General features: G+C 75.5%; 17 protein-coding genes. 5 read left to right on the plus strand and 12 right to left on the minus strand.

All coding sequences use genetic code 11. The annotated features are described in order from the left end of the window. Positions 1–38: 38 nt before the first annotated feature. From ABGA99_RS13680 to ABGA99_RS13695, 4 genes are all read right to left on the minus strand, one after another. Positions 39–1,469, minus strand: coding sequence for an NAD(P)/FAD-dependent oxidoreductase (locus tag ABGA99_RS13680; RefSeq protein ID WP_347582725.1), 1,431 nt, complete (start codon positions 1,467–1,469; stop codon positions 39–41). A 722-nt stretch (positions 1,470–2,191) separates the two neighbouring features. Beyond that, positions 2,192–3,103, minus strand: a complete 912-nt coding sequence (locus tag ABGA99_RS13685) for a helix-turn-helix transcriptional regulator (RefSeq protein ID WP_347577459.1) — start codon at positions 3,101–3,103, stop codon at positions 2,192–2,194. 153 nt (positions 3,104–3,256) lie between these two features. Then, complete coding sequence (locus ABGA99_RS13690; RefSeq protein WP_347577460.1) at positions 3,257–4,069, minus strand: SAM-dependent methyltransferase; 813 nt, start codon at positions 4,067–4,069, stop codon at positions 3,257–3,259. Positions 4,070–4,181: 112 nt separating this feature from the next. Further along, a complete protein-coding gene (locus tag ABGA99_RS13695; RefSeq protein ID WP_347577461.1) occupies positions 4,182–4,970 on the minus strand; it encodes a glucose 1-dehydrogenase in 789 nt (262 codons plus the stop codon). Positions 4,971–5,046: 76 nt separating this feature from the next. Between ABGA99_RS13695 and ABGA99_RS13700 the strand changes: the two genes are divergently transcribed. Together ABGA99_RS13700 and ABGA99_RS13705 are read left to right on the plus strand one after the other, a co-directional pair. Further along, a complete protein-coding gene (locus ABGA99_RS13700; RefSeq protein WP_347582726.1) occupies positions 5,047–6,306 on the plus strand; it encodes an SLC13 family permease in 1,260 nt (419 codons plus the stop codon). Positions 6,307–6,311: 5 nt separating this feature from the next. After that, positions 6,312–6,836 carry a universal stress protein gene (locus ABGA99_RS13705; RefSeq protein WP_347577463.1) on the plus strand — a complete coding sequence of 175 codons (525 nt, stop codon included), beginning with the start codon at positions 6,312–6,314 and terminating at the stop codon, positions 6,834–6,836. Positions 6,837–6,846: 10 nt separating this feature from the next. On the opposite strand, the gene ABGA99_RS13710 is transcribed toward ABGA99_RS13705, so the two are convergent. The 3 genes from ABGA99_RS13710 to ABGA99_RS13720 all read right to left on the minus strand — a co-directional run bounded on the left by ABGA99_RS13710 (position 6,847) and on the right by ABGA99_RS13720 (position 9,235). Then, on the minus strand, positions 6,847–7,533 hold the full coding sequence (locus ABGA99_RS13710; RefSeq protein WP_347582727.1) for a DUF899 family protein: 687 nt from the start codon (positions 7,531–7,533) through the stop codon (positions 6,847–6,849). Positions 7,534–7,596: 63 nt separating this feature from the next. Next, entirely contained in the window at positions 7,597–8,364 is a 768-nt protein-coding gene (locus ABGA99_RS13715) for a methyltransferase domain-containing protein (protein ID WP_347577465.1), read from the minus strand. Positions 8,365–8,377: 13 nt separating this feature from the next. Then, positions 8,378–9,235, minus strand: a complete 858-nt coding sequence (locus ABGA99_RS13720) for a helix-turn-helix transcriptional regulator (protein WP_347577466.1) — start codon at positions 9,233–9,235, stop codon at positions 8,378–8,380. 108 nt (positions 9,236–9,343) lie between these two features. Here ABGA99_RS13720 and ABGA99_RS13725 point away from each other — a divergent pair, with 108 nt between their 5' ends. After that, complete coding sequence (locus ABGA99_RS13725; protein WP_347582728.1) at positions 9,344–10,858, plus strand: MFS transporter; 1,515 nt, start codon at positions 9,344–9,346, stop codon at positions 10,856–10,858. Between the two features lie 109 nt (positions 10,859–10,967). Here the strand turns inward: ABGA99_RS13725 and ABGA99_RS13730 are convergent, their stop codons facing one another. After that, positions 10,968–11,867, minus strand: a complete 900-nt coding sequence (locus ABGA99_RS13730; RefSeq protein ID WP_347582729.1) for an NAD(P)H-binding protein — start codon at positions 11,865–11,867, stop codon at positions 10,968–10,970. Positions 11,868–12,031: 164 nt separating this feature from the next. Here ABGA99_RS13730 and bla point away from each other — a divergent pair, with 164 nt between their 5' ends. Beyond that, positions 12,032–13,009 (plus strand): class A beta-lactamase, encoded by a 978-nt coding sequence (gene bla / locus ABGA99_RS13735; RefSeq protein WP_347577469.1) that lies wholly within the window; start codon positions 12,032–12,034, stop codon positions 13,007–13,009. A gap of 114 nt (positions 13,010–13,123) precedes the next feature. Here the strand turns inward: bla and ABGA99_RS13740 are convergent, their stop codons facing one another. The 4 genes from ABGA99_RS13740 to ABGA99_RS13755 all read right to left on the minus strand — a co-directional run bounded on the left by ABGA99_RS13740 (position 13,124) and on the right by ABGA99_RS13755 (position 15,413). Beyond that, positions 13,124–13,537, minus strand: a complete 414-nt coding sequence (locus ABGA99_RS13740) for a DUF2306 domain-containing protein (protein ID WP_347577470.1) — start codon at positions 13,535–13,537, stop codon at positions 13,124–13,126. Then, positions 13,453–13,716, minus strand: coding sequence for a hypothetical protein (locus ABGA99_RS13745; RefSeq protein WP_347577584.1), 264 nt, complete (start codon positions 13,714–13,716; stop codon positions 13,453–13,455). Before ABGA99_RS13745 ends, ABGA99_RS13740 begins: the two co-directional genes overlap by 85 nt. Positions 13,717–13,988: 272 nt before the next feature. Beyond that, a complete protein-coding gene (locus tag ABGA99_RS13750; protein WP_347577471.1) occupies positions 13,989–15,074 on the minus strand; it encodes an FAD-binding oxidoreductase in 1,086 nt (361 codons plus the stop codon). A gap of 66 nt (positions 15,075–15,140) precedes the next feature. Further along, entirely contained in the window at positions 15,141–15,413 is a 273-nt protein-coding gene (locus tag ABGA99_RS13755) for a DUF5132 domain-containing protein (RefSeq protein WP_347577472.1), read from the minus strand. Positions 15,414–15,580: 167 nt separating this feature from the next. Between ABGA99_RS13755 and ABGA99_RS13760 the strand changes: the two genes are divergently transcribed. Next, on the plus strand, positions 15,581–15,766 hold the full coding sequence (locus tag ABGA99_RS13760) for a hypothetical protein (protein ID WP_347577473.1): 186 nt from the start codon (positions 15,581–15,583) through the stop codon (positions 15,764–15,766). Positions 15,767–15,771: the final 5 nt, after the last annotated feature.

Below are 15,771 nucleotides of genomic sequence, written 5' to 3' on the forward strand. Positions count from 1 at the left end.
CCGCGGGGGGCGACGGGATTTCCCGGGCCGGGAAGCGGTCAGCCGCGGTACGCCTCCAGCAGCCGCAGCCACACCTCGCTGATCGTCGGGTACGACGGGACCGCGTGCCACAGCCGGCTCACCGGCACCTCCCCGGCGACCGCGACGGTCGCCGAGTGGATCAGCTCCCCGACCCCGGGACCGACGAGCGTGACGCCGCGCAGGATCTCCTCGTCCACGTCGACGACCATGCGGGCCCGCCCGCGGTAGCCCTCCGCGTACAGCCCCGCGCCGGCGACCGAGCCGAGCTCGACGTCCACCGCGCGGACCCGGTGGCCGGCCCGTTCCGCCTCCGCCAGCGACATCCCGACGGCCGCGGCCTCGGGGTCGGTGAAGACGACCTGCGGGACGGCGCCGTGGTCGGCGGTCGCGGCGTGCGCGCCCCACGGGTCCGACTCCAGCAGCGGCACGCCCTGCGCGCGGGCGGCGATGGCCGCGCCCGCGATGCGCGCCTGGTACTTGCCCTGGTGGGTCAGCAGCGCGCGGTGGTTGACGTCCCCGACCGCGTACAGCCACTCGCTGCCCTCGACCCGCAGGCTGTCGTCCACCGCCAGCCAGGAGCCGGGCTCCAGGCCGACGGTCTCCAGACCGATGTCGTCGGTACGGGGCGCGCGGCCGGTGGCGAAGAGGATCTCGTCGGCCTCGATGGTGTCGCCGGCGTCGGTGGTCGCGAGGACGGTGCCGTTCTCGCGGACCACGGAGGTGACGGAGGTGCCGGTGCGTACCTGCGCGCCCGCCTCGGTCAGCGCCTCGGTGACCAGCTCGCCGGCGAAGGGCTCCATGCGGTCCAGCAGGCCGCCGCCCCGGACGAGGACGGTGACCTGGGAGCCGAGTGCCTGCCAGGCGGTGGCCATCTCGACGCCGACCACGCCGCCGCCGACGACGATCAGCCGGCCGGGGACGGTCGCGGAGCTGGTGGCCTCCCGGCTGGTCCACGGCCGGACGTCGGCGAGGCCCGGCAGCTTGGGCAGTACGGCGCGGCTGCCGGTGCAGACGGCGACGGCGTGCCCGGCGGTCAGCGTGCGCACCACGCCGTCGGCGTCGGTCACGGCCACGGTGCGCGGCCCGGCGAGGCGGCCCCGGCCGCGGTAGAGGTCGGCGCCGATGCCCTCCAGCCAGGCGACCTGGCCGTCGTCCTGCCAGTGGGAGGTGTACTCGTCCCGGTGGGCGAGGGCCGCGGGCGCGTCGAGGTCGCCGGTCACCAGGCCGGCGAGCCCGGGGACGCGGCGGGCGTCGGCGCGCGCGATCACCGGCCGCAGCAGGGCCTTGCTGGGCATGCAGGCCCAGTACGAGCACTCGCCGCCGACGAGTTCGCTCTCGACCACCGCGGTGGACAGGCCGGCGGCGCGGGTGCGGTCGGCGACGTTCTCGCCCACGGGACCGGCGCCCAGGACCACCACGTCGTACGCGAAGGATTCCGTTTCCGTCATGGGGTCAGTGTGGCCGGTGGGCACGCGGGGGCGGTACAGCGGGCCGGTGGGGTGTGTCGCCCGGCGGTCCGCGGCCGTCCGAAGGCGGCGAACAGGGCCCCGGTCCGCGCCCCTTTGCAGTCGACGATCTCGGTGACGCGGCCGCCGGTTCGACGGTTTCCCGGGCGACGGCGGCGGGGCCGGCGTCGGCGGGCTTCCGGCAGTTCGCTGGGCACGGGGCCGGCTGCGCCCGTACGAGAGCCACGCCCGCCGTCGGGGCGGGCGGGGGGATCGGCGGCGCGGCCTCGGTCATCGTCCCGGCTTCCTCGGTGCCGGCACGGCCAGCAGTGCGGCGGTGACCGCCGCCGGCGCGGCGACGACGCGGAAGCCGTCGACGAACGCGCCCCGCGCGGCGGCGGAGCCCGCGCGCGCCGGCGGGGCGGCGCCGACGATGAGGTCCGGGCCGGATACAGCCCGGTGAGTCGAGGGACAGGACCGTCCCGGCGAGCACGAGGACCGAGAGCGCGAGCCACTGCCGCGCTCCCGCGCGCGGGGCGTGCGGCGGGTCGGCGAGGGGGCGGCGGGGACGGGCAGCGACGGCTCTCCGGGTCTCGGGTGTCTGCCCGTATGACCGTCGCCCTCGTGAAAAGGAATCGGTGCGGCGCGTACGCACCGTGCGGCCCGGCCGCACACGTCACCGTGCGCGGTGCGCCGCACGCCCGCCCCGGCGGCGCCCGGCGCCGTCAGTGGCCGTGCAGCAGGCGGGTCAGGAACTCGGCGGCGTCGGTGCTGGTGCTGGTGGCCGCGGCGAGGTTGTCCAGCGCCAGCCGGTAGCGGTCGACCTCGCTCGGCTTGTCGATGCGCACGGTGCCGGTGAGCTGGTCCAGGCAGACCACGTCCGGCAGTTCGGGCTCGGCGAAGCGCAGCATCGTCAGCGACTGCGCCACCGCCGCCGTCCCGCCGGCCGCCAGCGGCACCACGTCCAGCGTGACCGTGGGGTGTTCGAGGTGCAGCCGGAGCAGGTGCTGCAACTGGCCCTCCATCACCCCCGGGGCGCCCACGGAGCGCCGCAGCGCCGCCTCGTCGAGCAGCACCCAGCAGCGCGGCGGATCGGCGCGGGTCAGGGCGTCCTGGCGACGTTCCAGCAGGTGCAGCCGGCGCTCCACCGTCTGCACCGGGTCGCGCGGGAAGCCGAGCCGGGTGATCGCGCGGGCGTACGCGGCGGTCTGCAGCAGGTCCGGGATGCGCTGGGACTGGTAGCTGCGGATGACGGTGGCGGCCTCCTCCAGGCCGAGGTGGGTCTCCGCCTGACTGGGTATCAGGTCGCTGTACTCCTGCCACCAGCTCGGCGCGTTGGCGCCGCGGGTCAGCGCCGCGTACTCGTCGAGCTCGTTCTCGTCGGCGACGCCGTAGAAGTCGAGGAGCGCCGCGACGTCGTGGTCCTTGCAGCCGCCCTGGCCCAGCTCCAGCCGGCACAGCTTGGCGACCGAGGCGCCGATCTGGCGGGCGGCCGCCTGCAACCGGATCCCGCGGTCCTGGCGGAGCCGGCGCAGGCGGGAGCCGAGGACGGATCTGCAGACGGGCCGGCCGCCGCGCCCGTGTTCGCCGGCGAGCGGGATCTCGGGGTCGTGCACTGCCGCCATGGGCACCGTCATCGGTCCTCCGCAGGCGATGGGCCGTCGCCGTCAAAGCTCACGCTACCCGGCGAAGGGTAACCCGCCACAGGGGGCGAAAGCGCACCTTGGCCCGAACTTTGCGAGCGGCAAAGATGCCCGCGGCGGCGGGCGTGCCACGGGGGCGCGAGGCCGCTACGGCTTCCGGCCGACCCCGCCCAGGACCGCCATCTCCACGGGGCTGCCGACGTCCACCGGCTCGGGCCGCCACAGCGGGCAGGACACCACGCCGGGCTCGACAAGCTCCAGGCCGTCGAGGTAGCCGGCGATCTGCGCGGCGCTGCGCAGGTGGTACGGCACGGCGCCGGTGGCGTTGTAGCCGGCGATGGCGCGGCTGTACTTCTCGTTCTCGTCGACGCCGTCGCGTATCGCCAGGTAACTGCCGGGCGGCAGCGGGTCCATCAGCCGCCGCACCACCGACCGGGCCTGCTCGTAGCCGTCGACGTGCGCCAGGATGCCCATGAGGATGACGGCGACCGGCCGGTCGAGGTCCAGGGTGCGCGCCGCGCCCGCGAGTATCGCCTCGGGGTCCTCGACGTCGGCGTCGATGTACGCGGTCACGCCCTCGCGGGTGCTGGTGAGCAGGCCGCGGGCGTGGGCGAGGACGAGCTTGTCGTTGTCGACGTAGACGATCCGGGAGTCGGGGGCGACGCGCTGGGCCACCTCGTGGGTGTTGTCGGCGGTGGGCAGCCCGGTGCCGATGTCCAGGAACTGCCGTACGCCCGCCTCCCCGGCGAGGTGGCCGACGACCCGGCGGAGGAACTGCCGCCCGCTGCGGGCGAGATCGACGATCTCCGGGAAGACCTGCTGGAACCGGGCGCTGGCGGTGCGGTCCGGCTCGTAGTTGTCCTTGCCGCCGATCCAGTAGTTGAAGATCCTCGCCGAGTGCGGCACGGAGGTGTCGACGACCACCTGCTGCGCGCCGTCGTTGAACGTTTCCTCTGACATGAACTCCACCGTCCGGGGTCGGGGGCGCGGCCCCGACAACGTAGCCGAGCGGAAGCCCGCCGTCACCGGCGCCCGCGGGCGGGGCCGCCCGCCGCGGTGCCGCGGCGGCCGGTCACGCCCCGTCGCCCGCGATGCCGCGGGACATCGCGAGGTGGCTCGCCAGCAGCCCGCCGTCCACCGGCAGGCTGACGCCGGTGATCCAGGCCGCGTCGCGGGAGGCGAGGAACGCCACCGCCGCCGCGATGTCGTCCGGTTCGCCGACGCGGCCCAGCGGATAGTGCTCCACGACCCGGGCCAGCACCTCGGGCCGGTCCGCCCAGACGGCGGTGCGTACGGTGCCGGGCTCGACGAGGTTCACCCGCACCCCGCGCTCCGCGCTCTCCACGGCCAGGGTGCGGGTGAGGGAGACGAGCGCGGCCTTGGCGGCGCTGTACGCGTGCTCGCCGTAGTGGCGTTCGGCGTTGACGGAGCCGATGTTGACGATCGCGGCCCGGCCCGGGGCGGCCGCCAGCAGCGGCAGCGCCGCGCGGGTGCAGCGCGCCGCGCCGTGCAGGGTGACCTCGAAGTCCTCGTACCAGTCGGGTTCCTGCCAGTCCTCGAAGCGGGGCGGGTCACGGTGGACGGCGTAGGCGTTGTTGACCAGCACGTGCAGCCCGCCGAAGGACTCCGCCGCGGACGCGACCGCCGCCCGGACCGCCGCGCCGTCCGTCACGTCGCAGGCGAGCGCCGCGGCCGTACCGCCGTCGGTGCGGATCGCGGCGGCGGCCCGCTCGGCGCGATCGCCGTCCCGGTCGGTGACCAGCACCCCGGCGCCCTCCGCGGCGAACCGGCGGGCGACCGCCTCGCCTATGCCCTGCCCGGCGCCCGTGACCAGCACCCCGTATCCCTCGAATCGCTCCATCGGACCAGGTTAGAAGGCCGGTCCGACACGGCCTCGCCTCGCGTGGCGGCGGGACGGGAGCGGCGAGGATGAGGCGGTGAGTGCTGCGGTGGCCGAGGCCCTGTCCGTCGTGCTGCTGGCGGCGGTGCTGGTCTGCGCGGTCGTACGGCCGTGGGGGCTGCCCGAGGCGGCGGTGGCCGTGCCGGCGGCCGGGGTCGTCGTCGCCACCGGGGCGCTCTCCACCGGGCACGCGGCCGACGAGGCGGCGCGGCTGGGGCCGGTCGTCGGGTTTCTGGCGGCGGTGCTGGTGATCGCCCGACTGTGCGACGACGACGGGCTGTTCGAGGCGTGCGGGGCGTGGATGGCCCGTACCGCCGCGGGACGTCCGCGCCGGCTGCTGGCCCAGGTCTTCGTCCTCGCCTCGGCGATCACCGCGGTGCTCAGCCTGGACGCCACGGTGGTGCTGCTGACGCCGGTGGTGTTCGCGACGGCGGCCCGGCTGGGCGCGCGGCCTCGGCCGCACGTGTACGCCTGCACCCACCTGTCGAACTCCGCGTCGCTGCTGCTGCCGGTCTCCAACCTCACCAACCTGCTCGCCTTCGCCGCGAGCGGGCTGAGCTTCACCCGCTTCGCGGCGCTGATGCTGCTGCCGTGGCTGGCGGCCATCGCCGTCGAGTACGCCGTCTTCCGCCGGTACTTCGCCGTCGACCTGGACGCCGGCGCCACCGCCCCGGCCGGGGCCGCGCCGCCCGCCGTGCCGGTGTTCGCGCTGGCGACGCTGGCGTGCACGCTGGCCGGCTTCGCCGTGGCGTCGGCGTTCGGTGTCGACCCGGCGTGGGCGGCGTGCGCGGGCGCGACGGTCCTCGCGGTGCGCGCACTCGTCCGGCGCCGTACGACCCCTGCCGCCCTGCTGCGGGCCACCGCGCCGCCGTTCCTCGCCTTCGTGCTCGCCCTGGGGCTGGTGGTCCGCGCGGTCGTCGACAACGGCCTCGGCGCGGCCCTGGGCCGGCTGGTGCCGACGGGCACGGGACTGCTCGCGCTGCTGGGGACCGCGGCGCTGGCCGCCGTGCTCGCGAACGTGATCAACAACCTGCCCGCGGTGCTGGTGCTGCTGCCGCTCGCGGCACCGTCGGGACCGGCCGCGGTGCTGGCGGTGCTGCTGGGCGTGAACATCGGCCCCAACCTCACCTACACGGGCTCGCTCGCGACCCTGCTGTGGCGGCGCGTGGTGCACGCGCACGACGCGGAGGTGGAACTGAAGGAGTTCACCCGCCTCGGCGTGTACGCCGTACCGGCGAGCCTGGGCGCGGCGGTGCTGGCACTGTGGGTGTCGCTGACCGTGATCGGAGGAGGGTGAGACCCGTGGCCGTGGTGGTGTGGATCGTCGAGGGCACGTGGCCCGCGTGCGTGGCCGCCGCGGCCGTGCACGCGCCGGCGGAGGCGGAGGTCGTCCTGCTGCACGTCGCCCCGGCCGACGTGCCCGGCGCGGCGCACGGCGCGCTCGCGGGGCTGCTCGGCCGCGGCGGGCCCGCGCCGGGGCGGCCGGGGCACGAAGGACCCGGCCGCGACCCGGGCGAGCGGCTGGAGCGGCTCGCGGACGCCTCCGCCGACGAGCTGCTGGCCGAGGCCGCCGCCCGGTTGGGCCGCCCCTGCACCCGGGACAAGCGCACCGGCCGGGTCGAGCGGGAGGTCGTCGCGGCGGCGGCGGGCGCCGACCTGCTGGTCCTCGCCCGTGACGGCGACCGCGCGCATCTGGGCCCCCGCAGCCTGGGCCCGGCGAGCCGCTTCGTCGTCGACCACGCGCCGTGCCCGCTGCTGCTGGTGTGGCCCGAGTCCGCCCCGAGCACGTCGACGCTCCCGCCGCCCCCGCCGCCGGAGGGTCCGTGACGGAACCTGCTTACGTGTCTTCGCCGTAGAGGCGGGCGATGTCCTTCGAGTCGAGCCAGCCGCTGTACGCGGGCGACTTCGGCCAGCCCTCCGGGGAGTCCTGCCACTCCTCCTGGCGCCCGTACGGCAGCACGTCGACGAGCGGGAACGTGTGGCTCAACTGCTCGGTGCCGCGGCCGCTGGAGTGCCAGGTGCGGTAGACGGTGTCGCCGTCGCGCAGGAAGACGTTGAGCGCGAACCCGCCGCCCGGCGGGGCGTCGACGTCGGTGCCGAACGGGCTGTTGGCGGTGGAGTACCAGGTCATCCGGTTGCCGACGCGCTTCTTGTACGCCAGCGCCTCGTCGATCGGGCCCTGCGTGACGATGACGAACCGCGCGTCGTACGGGTCGAGGAAGCCGAAGCGGGTGAACTGCGCGGTGTAGCTCGTACAGCCCCCGCACTGCCACTCCTTGCCCTCGAACCACATGTGGTTGTAGACGATGAGCTGCGACTTGCCTTCGAAGACGTCGACCAGCCGGACCGGCCCCTCCGCACCCTCCAGGGTGTAGTCGGGCATCTCGACCATCGGCAGCCGGCGCCGCTGCGCGGCGATGGCGTCCAGCTCCCGGGTCGCGGCCTTCTCGCGGACGCGCAGCGCGTCCAGCTCGCGCCGCCAGGTATCGGTGTCGACGACGGGCGGCAGTGCGTGGGCGGTCATGGTGCTCCTCCGGCGTTCAGGGATTGCCTTTCCGCAGGGGTAGACCGGCCGGCCCGGCGAAACTCATCGCTCGGCGCGATGGCACTCGGTCACGTACGGCATCTCACCCGGTCGCTCCACCGCGACGAGCGCACGGACGCGGTCCAGCAGCCGCTCGCGTACGGCGGGCTCCAGGGTGATCACGTAGCTGCGGGAGGCGACCATGTCGACGATCTCCGCGTCCGTCATCGGGTGGCGCCAGCGGAAGTCCCGCCGCTCGACGGGCCCGAACGGCGCGCCGACGCGGTCCGTCTGGCGGTCCTCCGCGGGCGCCGGGGCGTACGCGCGCAGAAGCCGGCCCAGCTCCGCGACCCAGGGCACGGACTCGTCGCGGCTGTTCCACACCAGGGCGAGCCGTCCGCCGGGACGCAGCAGCCGGGCGGCCTCGGGGACGGCGCGTTCGGGGTCGACCCAGTGCCAGGCCTGGGCGCAGACGACCGTGTCGGCGCTCGCGTCGGGGAGGGGGACCGCCTCGGCGGTGCCGGCGAGGACCCGTATGCCGGGCAGCACGCGGGCGAACTGCTCGCGCATGCCCGCGGAGGGCTCGACGGCGACGAGTTCCCGGCCGGGGGCGCGCAGGGCGCGGGTCAGCTTGCCGGTGCCGGCGCCCAGGTCGACCACCGTGCGGGCGGAGTCGGGCACCAGCCAGGCCGCCGCCTCGGGCGGGTAGGGCGGGCGGCCGCGCTCGTAGGCGTCGGCCGCGGCGCCGAAGGAGCCGGCCTGCCGGCTCCGCTCGCTCCGCTCCTGCCGTTCCCGGCCGCCCGGGTCACCGTGCTCGTTCGGGGAGGTCATGCCCCGCATCGTGTCAGGCGTCCGCCGGCTGCGACCGGGCGGCCAGCAGCCGGAGCGCGTCGGCCGAGGCGGGGTCGTCGGGGGTGTAGACCTCCAGCCGGTGATCGGGGCTGTCGGGCTGCAGCCAGACCTGGTAGTCGACGTCGAGCGCGCCGACGGTGGGGTGCCGCAGCCGCATCGTGCCCACGGTGCAGTCGGCGACGTCGCCCGAGGCCCACAGCTCCGCGAAGTCCGTGCTGCCCATGGCGAGTTCGCCGATCAGCTCGGCGAGACGGGCGTCGGTGGGGTAGCGCCCGGCGGTCAGCCGCAGGTACGCGACGTGGATACGGGCCAGCTCCGCCCAGTTGGCGTGCTGGTCCCGTGCGAGCGGGTCGAGGAAGAACATCCGGGGCACGGACGGCCGGCGCACGGGGTCGCCGGGCGCGTCGAAGTCGACGTGCTCGGCGACGAGCGCGTGGCCGGTGCGGTTCCAGGCCAGCACGTCGCCGCGGCGGCCCAGCACGATGGCCGGCGTCGTCTCGGCCAGCGACGTCAGCAGCGCCAGCACCCGCGGGTGCGGCTCCTCTGGCGCCGGGCGGACCAGCCGCGGCACGGCCGGACGGCGGGCCAGGTTGTGCAGGTGGGCCGTCTCCGCCGGGTCCAGCCGCAGCACCCTGGCCAGTGCGTCGAGCACCTGCCGGGAGGCGGTGCCGGCCTGCCCCTGCTCCAGCCGCGTGTAGTACCCGGCGCTCACCCCGGCGAGCTGCGCCAGCTCCTCGCGGCGCAGACCGGGCACCCGGCGGGCGGCGCCGTAGGTGCCGAGTCCGGCGGCCGCGGGCGTGATGCGGCCGCGGCGGGTCTTCAGGTACGCCCCGAGGTTCTCCAGCTCCATGGTCCCGAGGCTACGTCGGGCCGGGCGCGGGTGCGGCGGCCCCGGGTATCCCTGCCGGGTGTACCCACGGCGCGGGGATGGCCGGCGGGCGCGCGCCGGAGCACCGTCGTGGCCATGGACGTACGGCGAACTTCTTCCCCTCCCGCCCCCGGCCTGCGGGCCTGGCTCGGTCTGCTCGTGGTGCTCGGCCCGGTGCTGCTGGTCGCGATGGACGGCTCGGTGCTGTTCCTGACGATGACCCGGATCTCCGCGGAGCTGTCGCCGTCGGCGGACCAGGCGCTGTGGATACTCGACGGCTACGGGTTCGCGGTCGGATCGCTGCTCATCGCGTTCGGCGGCATCGGCGACCGGTACGGGCGGCTCCGGCTGCTGATGACCGGGGCGGCGGTCTTCGGGGCCGCCTCGGCGGGCGCGGCGTTCGCGCCGTCGGCGGAGCTGCTGATCGCGTTCCGGGTGCTGATGGGCGTGGCCGGCGCCACGCTGCTGCCCTCCGCGCTCGCGGTGCTGAGCGAGCTGTTCCCCGACGCGCGGCGGCGCGCGCAGGCCATCGGGATCTTCGCGGCGGCCTTCGCCGCGGGCTTCGCGATCGGCCCGGTGGTCGGCGGGCAGTTGCTCGCGCACTTCTGGTGGGGCTCGGTGTTCCTGATCAACCTTCCGGTCGTGGCGCTGTTCCTGCTGCTGGCCCCGCGGCTGCTGCGCGAGGTACGCACCGGAGGGCCGGGCCGCGTCGACGTGCCGAGCGTCGTGCTGTCCGCCGCGGGCATCCTGCTGGCCGTCTACGGGCTCAAGCGCGCGGCGGCCCACGGTCCCGCGGTCGTCCCGCTCCTCGCGGCCGGCGCGGGCGTCACCCTGCTGTGGTGGTTCGTACGCCGCCAACTGCGGCTCACCCACCCGCTGATCGACCTCCGGCTCTTCCGCGACCGGGTGTTCGCGATCGCGGCGGTCACCGGGTTGCTGCCGCTGGCGGCCTGGTCGGCGGTGGCGTACCTGGGCGGCATCTACCTGCAGTCCGTCCGCGGGCTCGACGTCTTCGACGCGGCCCTCGTGACGCTGCCCGGCGCGGTCGTGCTCACGGTCACCTGCGTCGTCACCCCGGCGGTGGTCGCGCGCACCGGCACCCGGGCCGCGCTGCTCACCTGCCACTTCGTCATCGCCGGCGGCCTGCTGCTGCTCCTGCCCACGGGGGTCGCGGGCGGCACGGGGTGGTACGTCGCGGCGACCGTCGTGGCCGGGGTCGGCTACGGCATCTCGTTCAGCGTCGTCGCGGACACCGCCGTCGCGGCGGTGCCGCCGGAGCGCGCGGGTTCCGCCGGAGCGATCGCGGAGACGAGCAACGAACTCGGCAACGCCCTCGGGATCGCGCTGCTCGGCTCGCTGGCGGCGCTGGTCTTCCGGCTGCGGGGGCCCGACCTGGCCGGCACCCTCACCGAGACGCTGCAGGTGCCGGGGATCACGGCGGCGGCGGCCGGTCAGGCGGAGTCCGCGTTCGTCACGGGGCTGCACGCGGCCGCGCTGGTCGCGGCGCTGCTGCACGCGGCGCTGGGGGTGTTCACGCTGCGGCACCTGCCGCGGGGCGGGGTGCAGGAGCGGAAGGAGGCCGGGGCCGGGGCGGTCGCGGGGTGAGGCGGCGGGGCCGGGTGGCGGGGGCGGGGGCCGGGAGATGCGGCGGCGGGGCCGGGGGGCGGCTCGTACTCCCGCCGCGGGCGTGAACCGCCCCCGGCGCGCGTGCGGTTCAGGCCGCGGCTTCGCCGCCCTTGGCCTCGTCGAGCATCGGCCGCAGGCGGGCGTACGCCCAGGCGGCGAGGGTGGTGGGCGTCGTGGTGAGCACGTCGCGCGGCTGCTCGGGGGTCAGGTCGCGGGTGCTGGCGGCCATGCCCGCGATGGCTTCGACGGCGCCCGGCGGCAGGCCGGCGGAGCCCAGCGCGGCGCGCACGTCGTCGTCGCCGACGGCCTCCACCCGCACCGGCCGGCCCAGCACGCCGGTCAGGATCTCCGCGACCTGGACGAAGCTCAGGTCCTCGGGCCCGTGTACGCCCTGGACCACGCGCCCCTTCCAGTCCTCGGCGAGCAGCCGCGCGGCCACCACGTCGCCGATGTCGCGCGGGTCGACCCACGCCATGGGGCGCTCGGGGCGGAACTGCGTGGTGAGCACGCCGCGGGCCAGGTCGTCCAGGGAGAGGAGGAGGTTGCTGAAGAAGTAGCCGCAGCGCAGGTGGAGGGTGTCGGCACCGGTGGCGTCCAGGCTCTCCTCGATCCGGCCGAGCGCGTCGATGTGCCCGGCGCCGCCGCGCAGTTCCGCGCCGACGCTGCTGAGCAGCACGACGCGCGCGACGTCGCCGGCGCGGGCGGCGTCGACGAGTCCCGTCGCGGTCCGCTCGGAGGCCGCGTTCGGGTCGGTGCCGGTGTGCGGGGTGGGGTCGACCCAGAAGACGGTCCGCGCACCGGCCGTCGCCTCGCGGACGAACGCCGTGTCCGTCATGTCGCCGGTCCGTACGTCGACGAGGTCGCGGGTCGCCGGGTCCAGGCGCGCGGGGTCACGGACGAGCACGCGGGGGCGTACGCCGGCCTGGAGCAGGAGGCGGACGACGCGCGATCCGACGTGGCCGGTGGGGGTGGTGACGACGATGGTCATGGGGGTCCTACCTCTCGTTTGCCGGGCTCCCGCCACCGTAGAAGCGAAAGCGGACAGCTCCCGGCCTCCTTCGGCGGGTCGGCGGGGCGGGACGAGTGGACGCGTCATCGCCCGATGGGTGAGGGTGGTGCCGGCACAGCTCACCCCCTCGGAGGTCCCGGAGCATGCGGCTCATCCGCATCCGCCGTACGGCGGTCGGCGCGCTCTGCGCACTCGTCCTCGTACCGCTGACGTCCTGCGGGGAGGACGCGCCGGCTCCGCGTGCTTCCGCTCCCCCGGCGTCGCCGTCGGAGTCGCCGTCGCCGTCTCCCGAGCCGTACGTGCGCGAACTGGCGGCCCTGGAGCGGGAGTACGACGCGCGCCTCGGCGTCTACGCCGTCGACACGGGCTCGGGGCGGGAGATCGCCTACCACGCGGGCGAACGCTTCCCCTACGCCTCGACGTTCAAGGCGCTGGCCGCGGGCGTCGTGCTCCGCACGCGCTCCGCGGAGGAACTGGACCGGGTGATCACGTACTCCGCGGACGACCTCATCGCCCACTCCCCCGTGACCGGCAGGCACGTGGCCACCGGCATGTCCCTGCGCGACCTGTGCGAGGCCGCGGTGCGCTTCAGCGACAACGCCGCCGCCAACCTGATCCTCGCCGAACTCGGCGGCCCGGCGGGCATGGACGCCGAGCTGGCGGCCGTCGGCGACGACGTCACCCGCATGGTGCGCGACGAGCCGGAGCTGAGCCGCTGGACCCCGGGCGACACCCGCGACACGAGCACGCCGCGCGCGCTGGCGGAGGACCTGCGCGCGTTCGTCCTGGACGACGCCCTCGACAAGCCGGACCGCGCCCGGCTCACCACGTGGCTGCGCACGAACACCACGGGCGACACCCTGATCCGCGCCGGGGTGCCCGCGAACTGGACGGTCGGCGACAAGACCGGCACGGGCAGCACGTACGGCGCGCGCAACGACATCGCGGTGCTCTGGCCGCCGGACCGCGCGCCCATCGTCCTGGCGATCATGTCCCACCGCACGGAACGGGACGCGGAACCCGACGACGAACTGCTGGCGGAAGCGGCGTCCGAGGTCGCCGCGGCCCTCCCGCCCGGCGACGGCACCGCCGCTCAGGGATCGCCGCGCGGCACGCCGTAGCGGACGCCGGCGCGCCACCGTCCGTCCGGGCTTCCTCCTCCGGGCCCGGACGCACCCGAGTGCCGCCCGCCGAGGCCGCCGCGCCCGCGGAGGTCCGGGCCCTGCGTCGGGCGATCAGCAGTTCCGCCACCGCCAGGTGATGATCCAGCCCAGGACATGGCCGACCGGGATGACCTCCGTCACCGTGTCCGCCGCCGGGCCGCCCGCCCCCGTGTCCCGGAAGGGCGCCCCGGCGATCAGCAGGAGGGGGACGACGGCGCGGGCGGTGACCGCGAGGAAGGTGAGCGCGTCGTGGCGCATCATCCGGCGGCGGTGGCCCGCGAAGTCCCGTCTGCGGGCGCCGCGGTAGGCGAGCCAGCCGGTGACCAGCCAGCCGGCGGCGGGGAGGGTCAGGCCGACCCGGGTGGTGGTGCGGCCGGAGAGCAGCGCCGCCGGGATGCCCGTCAGCGCCCCCGGAAGCACTCCGGCGAGGAGACAGGCACGGCCCAGCGCCCGGTGGACGCGGCGGCGGGCCCGGATCGCGGGCACGAACGCAGCGGGCCGAGCACGAGCGCGACGAAGGCGGTAAGGACGTGGCAGACGAGCACGCCGTAGTGCAGGTCGCCGGTGACGTCGAGGCGGCTGTCACCGATCGGGCCGTAGGCGTACCCCAGCAGGACATACGCGGCGGTGCATCTGCCGCCACCGCGAACATCGCCGTGGGCCATCTGCGGCGCGCGGCGAGCACGAGCGCGGCGGTCACGAACAGCGCGTACCCGCGGGCGTCGACGGCGACGTCCGCGCGCTCCGGGCCGCCGGCGACGTGCGTGCCGGCGAGCCCGGCCGCCGTGACCGCGGCGGCCAGGGCGGCGTCGCCGAACTGCGCTCCGGTGATCCTCACAGGTGGCCGGCCTGGTGCCCGCGGGGTGTGGCAGCGTCCTCCGCGGGGAGACACCTGCGCTACTCGCATCCGCGTACGTCCGAAGCCCGCCGTACGCGCTCAGTCGCGCCCTTCGGCGGCCGGCGGGCGGCAGCGCCGGAGTTCGGGGCACGGTTCGCCCGTGACGAGTTCGGCGGCGACCAGGCGGCCGGCGGTGGGGGCGAGGGTCACGGCGGAGTGCATGACGGCGACGTAGGCGGAACGGCCGGGTGCGGCGGGGCCGATGAGCGGTCCGTGGGGCGGCACCGGGCGGCGGCCGAGGCGATGGTCGAGCAGGCGGCAGGCACCGGCGCCGCGGAAGGCGTCCTTGAGGCGGCGGAGGCCGTCCCGGGCGGCCCGCGTAAGGGCCGCGGGCGAGGAGTCGTCGACGCGCGGAAGGGTCATGAGGAGTTCGCCGTGACGCACCTCGCGGACCTCGAACTCCGGTGTCGACACGATGGTCCTGACCAGCCCCGGCGGCGCCGCGACCCGGACCAGGAAGGCCGGGGACTCGGGTACGGGCACGTCGACGGGCAGCGGTGCGGCCAGTTCGGCGACGCCGGTGCCGGCGGTGAGGACGACCGTCGCCGCGGGGTGGAACCCGGTCGCCGACCGGGCGCCGACGACCCGGCCGGCCGCGGTCTCCAGCGCCGTCACGGCGGTGCCGAGGAGCACCGCCGCACCGCGGGCGCGGGCGGCGGCGATCAGCGCGTGGGTCATCGCCTCGGGGTCGAGACCCCCGTCGCCGGGGATGTGGACGGCGTGCGCGGGCGGGTGGCGGAGGTGCGGCTCCAGCGCCGCGATCTCGTCCCGTACGACCCGATGGGTACCCGGCGGTGATGCCGGGTCGTCCACGGCCTGCTCTCCGGTCCACGTCAGCGAACCCGTCCAGCGGACGGCGTAGCCCGGCACCTCGGCGGCCAGCCGCCGGTGGTCGGCGAGCACGGACCCGCGCAAGTCCTCGGCGCCGCCGGGCCAGTCACCGCCGGTGCCGCCGATCCAGGCGAAGGAGGCGCCGGTGACGCCCGCGGCCGGAGCCGCCTCCCGGTCGAGCAGCGTCACGCGTACCCCGAGGCGCGCCAGATGGTACGCCACGGAGGCACCGACGACCCCCGCGCCGACGACCACGACTCCGTCCCGCAACGGAGTCGGGCTCACGGGCACCATGCGACCACCTCGGCGGGCAGTCTCGCATCCGGGCCCTGAGCCGCCGGGGCCCAGGGCCCCGGCGGCTCAGTCGGTCGCGACCGCCTTGCCGGCGCGCGCCTTCTTGGCGCCCTGGCGCGGCACGTCCGCATCGCCCCTGACGTCCGCGGCGAAGGCTTCCGCGCTCGCCTCGGCGGCGATGTCGCTGATGTCCTCGTTGATCTCGTGTGCGGCCCGCTTCACATCGACCGCGAGTTTCACGGACGTCTTGATGGTGCCGCGGACGACCGGCCTGATCACTTTCTTGATAAGGGGCGCGGAAACCGCCCCGACCAAAAACACGGGAAGCACTGGAAGCATGGTCAGAACCCGCCTCTTCGAATATTGTTCACGAACCCGGACTGCCAATTCAGAGACTAGCGGACGAAGCGGACTTCCCACCATCCTGACCTGCGAACCTTCACTCTTTCGAGTGCCACGGGATTCAGTCGGTTTTCGACGTCAGGACGTGATCTATCGTTTCCCCTGTGAATGAACGAGAAAACCGGGACGACGACCTTCTTTATTCCGCGGAACTGCGCCATGCGGACGGCGAATACCTGCTCACCATCAACGACCACAGGTGCGAGGAGGCCGAGGTCTTTCCGGTGTCACGCAAGGCCGTGAAGAGAATCCCCTTCTATCTCTCCGCGCTGCGCGGCAAGCTCCCCTGACCTCC

Origin of the sequence: Streptomyces sp. B5E4 (assembly GCF_039871555.1) — a bacterium.
Taxonomy (GTDB): domain Bacteria; phylum Actinomycetota; class Actinomycetes; order Streptomycetales; family Streptomycetaceae; genus Streptomyces.

What these genes read in the sequence shown, in the direction of transcription:
- ABGA99_RS13680 (WP_347582725.1), bottom strand. Translation starts at nt 1,469, where the DNA reads ATGACGGAAACGGAATCCTTCGCGTACGACGTGGTGGTCCTGGGCGCC.
- ABGA99_RS13695 (WP_347577461.1), bottom strand. Translation starts at nt 4,970, where the DNA reads ATGGAGCGATTCGAGGGATACGGGGTGCTGGTCACGGGCGCCGGGCAG.
- ABGA99_RS13755 (WP_347577472.1), bottom strand. Translation starts at nt 15,413, where the DNA reads ATGCTTCCAGTGCTTCCCGTGTTTTTGGTCGGGGCGGTTTCCGCGCCC.
- ABGA99_RS13715 (WP_347577465.1), bottom strand. Translation starts at nt 8,364, where the DNA reads ATGACCTCCCCGAACGAGCACGGTGACCCGGGCGGCCGGGAACGGCAG.
- bla (WP_347577469.1), top strand. Translation starts at nt 12,032, where the DNA reads ATGCGGCTCATCCGCATCCGCCGTACGGCGGTCGGCGCGCTCTGCGCA.
- ABGA99_RS13685 (WP_347577459.1), bottom strand. Translation starts at nt 3,103, where the DNA reads ATGACGGTGCCCATGGCGGCAGTGCACGACCCCGAGATCCCGCTCGCC.
- ABGA99_RS13710 (WP_347582727.1), bottom strand. Translation starts at nt 7,533, where the DNA reads ATGACCGCCCACGCACTGCCGCCCGTCGTCGACACCGATACCTGGCGG.
- ABGA99_RS13730 (WP_347582729.1), bottom strand. Translation starts at nt 11,867, where the DNA reads ATGACCATCGTCGTCACCACCCCCACCGGCCACGTCGGATCGCGCGTC.
- ABGA99_RS13745 (WP_347577584.1), bottom strand. Translation starts at nt 13,716, where the DNA reads ATGGCCCACGGCGATGTTCGCGGTGGCGGCAGATGCACCGCCGCGTAT.
- ABGA99_RS13690 (WP_347577460.1), bottom strand. Translation starts at nt 4,069, where the DNA reads ATGTCAGAGGAAACGTTCAACGACGGCGCGCAGCAGGTGGTCGTCGAC.
- ABGA99_RS13750 (WP_347577471.1), bottom strand. Translation starts at nt 15,074, where the DNA reads ATGGTGCCCGTGAGCCCGACTCCGTTGCGGGACGGAGTCGTGGTCGTC.
- ABGA99_RS13720 (WP_347577466.1), bottom strand. Translation starts at nt 9,235, where the DNA reads ATGGAGCTGGAGAACCTCGGGGCGTACCTGAAGACCCGCCGCGGCCGC.